The sequence below is a fragment of the Duncaniella muricolitica genome, from assembly GCF_910574735.1.
GTDB classification, from domain to species: domain Bacteria; phylum Bacteroidota; class Bacteroidia; order Bacteroidales; family Muribaculaceae; genus Duncaniella; species Duncaniella muricolitica.
This window is the reverse complement of record NZ_CAJTCF010000144.1, coordinates 1-2,775: the sequence shown is the minus strand read 5'-3', so window position 1 is coordinate 2,775 and position 2,775 is coordinate 1. Positions and strand designations below refer to the sequence as shown.

Below are 2,775 nucleotides of genomic sequence, written 5' to 3'. Positions count from 1 at the left end.
AAAAAAAAAACAAATATGCAAGTAAAATAATGTTTATTTTCTTGATATTCAATAGCTTTTATGAGCGTCAAATGCGAAGTGATAATTGAACGTTAAGCTGCTATTGTTTCGTCATAATATGAGTACGGCATACCTACCTGAGTAGTTACTTATTCTGTTAAAGTAGGTTAAAATATAGTTTGCTCCATGCCGTCGCGCATATATTAAGGTGAATATCGGGGCCAAGTCGGGCTCTAAATGCAAAATATTTTTAACTATTGCGTGGGTTAACCGATAGAATTGAGTAATTTTGCAAAAAAAAATTTGATGAAATACCCCTGTCGATGGAGGTACATCTGCTGCTCATCAGGGCCGGTAAACAATAATGGTCGGGGTGACAGGTCTGATATTCAACTAATTCACACAATTCAAATAATAGGTACATGCTGAAGAAAAGCACAAAAATAATAACGACGATTTCTGACCGCCGTTGTGATGTGGAGTTTATCCGTAGCCTCTTTATGGCAGGAATGAATGTCGTGCGAATGAACTCGGCCCATCTCGGAGCCGAAGGGATGGCGAGAATCGTAGAGAACTGTAGGGCTGTCTCTCCTCGTATCGGCATAATCATTGACACCAAAGGCCCCGAAATCCGCACCACTGTCAATGCCGAGCCCAATGACAAAATCGCATTTCGCGAGGGGATGGAAGTAGAGTTCTGCGGTCATGTGTCGGAGCCTACCACCGCTGAACGCATATGCCTTAATTATTCCGAAATAGCTCAGGACGTACATCCCGGAATGCACTTCCTGATTGATGACGGAGAGCTTGATTTCCTCATACTTGATATTGACACAGCCACCGGCATTATCCGTGCCCGCTGTCTCAATGACGGAGGTCTCGGTTCGCGCAAGAGTGTTAATATCCCCGGCAGTGACATACATCTCGCCTCGCTCACCGAGCGCGACAAGGCTACTCTCGCCACCGCCGCATCGCTGGGCGTGGACTTTGTGGCTCACTCGTTTGTGCGCAGTGCCGATGACGTACACGCTGTGCAGGCCGAGCTCGATCGTCTCGGTTCGGACATGAAGATTATCTCCAAGATCGAAAACCAGCAGGGTGTCGACAACTTCGATTCCATTCTCGAGGCTTCCTATGGCATCATGATTGCCCGCGGTGACCTCGGCATCGAGGTTGCGGCCGAGCGCATCCCGGTGATTCAGCACGAGATGATTGCCAAATGTATCGCCGCCCACCATCCTGTAATCGTGGCCACTCAGATGCTTCACTCGATGATCACCTCGCCGCGTCCCACACGTGCCGAGGTCAGCGACATCGCCAATGCCGTCTATCAGCGGGCCGACTGTCTCATGCTTTCGGGTGAGACTGCCAACGGCCGCTATCCTGTCGAGGCCGTCTCCACGATGGCGCGTGTGGCCCAGGAGGTCGAGGCCTCGCTTACCGCGACAATCACGAGCGACAACATCCCTCAGCTTGCCGACGAGCATGTGACATCGTTCCTCGCCCGTCAGGCCGTCGTGTCAGAGCGTGAGATTGGCACCAAGGCCATCATCGCCAATGCCTATCATGGCCGTACAGCCCGTTTCATCGCCTCGTTCCGCGGAGCTTGTCCGGTATATGCCATCTGCTATCGCCGCCGCACCATGCGCTGGCTGAGCATTTCTTACGGCATCAAGGCGTATTACTATAAGGATTATACACAGCAGCAGCGTTATCCGCTCGTGGCTTTGCGTGACTTTATCGAGCAGGGTCTGCTTGATTATACCGACCGTATCGCCATCCTTGGTGCCATCAACGGTACAGGTGCTACATTCCTTGCCATCAACTCCGTACAAGCTATCCTTGAACACGGCACCGCCAGCCAGGAATCCTGATTGGAAGTAATACAACTAAAGTCAAAAAGTCTCAAAAGAGACAAGTGATTTCCCCCAACGGCAAAATCACTTGTCTCTTTTGGTCTTATTGTAACCTTTAATCGCCGCAACTGTCCAGCCCGAGTTGTTCAAGATTGTCGATATCATCGGGTAGGGGAGCACAGCCGGCTAAGGGGGGAATCCGTTTGACAAGCCGGGCCGGATTGCCTGCGACGATAGTGTCGGAGGCGACATCTTTTGTAACCACACTCGCAGCTCCGACCACAGCGTTGTCTCCGATGGTGACACCGGGCAATATGGTGGCTCCGGCACCGATCCAGACGTTGCGCCCTATGTGTATCGGACGGCAGGTTATGATCTGACGTTCGTAGAGGTCGTGGTTGTTGGATATAAGCTGCACATTGGCCGCTATCATTGTTCCGTCGCCGATGGTGATGCCGCCGGCCGACATCATCAGACATCCCGGCATAACTACAACGTTACGGCCTATAGTTACGTTGTGTGGCCTGACCGTGGTCAGTGGCGCACTGACGAGGCTGCCGCTGCCCATTGATGGAAATATGCGGTGCATAAGTTCGTCATACTCGGGAGTGCCGGGCATGGTGTGATTGAACTTGAATATCAACTGAGCCTGTCGGCCGGCCAATGCCAGCTCCTCGGCAGTCTGCTTGGTGACATCAATCCTCACCTCGTGAGAATTGACGGAATTATGTGTGTTGCTCATAAATATATTAACAATTATTACTGTCCGCTAAACCATAAAAAGTCGAGTCCAACTTCTTGAAATATAGAAGTTGGGCTAACTTTTTGTATAGGACAAGCCCCCTTATCAGTTTTCAGTTTCTTCCGGCGGCGATTCAGATGCATCGGCGAGCATTATTTTCAGGTCTGCGTCGGGTTG

At 50.7% G+C, this 2,775-nt stretch carries 2 protein-coding genes; one reads left to right on the top strand and one right to left on the bottom strand.

Annotated features, from left to right (window positions below; genetic code table 11):
- Positions 1-422: 422 nt before the first annotated feature.
- Complete coding sequence (gene pyk, locus QGT73_RS17125) at positions 423-1,874, top strand: pyruvate kinase (protein ID WP_280123233.1); 1,452 nt, start codon at positions 423-425, stop codon at positions 1,872-1,874.
- Positions 1,875-1,971: 97 nt separating this feature from the next.
- Here pyk and QGT73_RS17120 read toward each other — a convergent pair whose 3' ends face one another.
- Entirely contained in the window at positions 1,972-2,598 is a 627-nt protein-coding gene (locus QGT73_RS17120) for a DapH/DapD/GlmU-related protein (protein WP_280123232.1), read from the bottom strand.
- Positions 2,599-2,775 lie beyond the last annotated feature (177 nt).

Coding starts and splice junctions, on each gene's coding strand:
- QGT73_RS17120 (WP_280123232.1), bottom strand. CDS start 2,598: ATGAGCAACACACATAATTCCGTCAATTCTCACGAGGTGAGGATTGAT.
- pyk (WP_280123233.1), top strand. CDS start 423: ATGCTGAAGAAAAGCACAAAAATAATAACGACGATTTCTGACCGCCGT.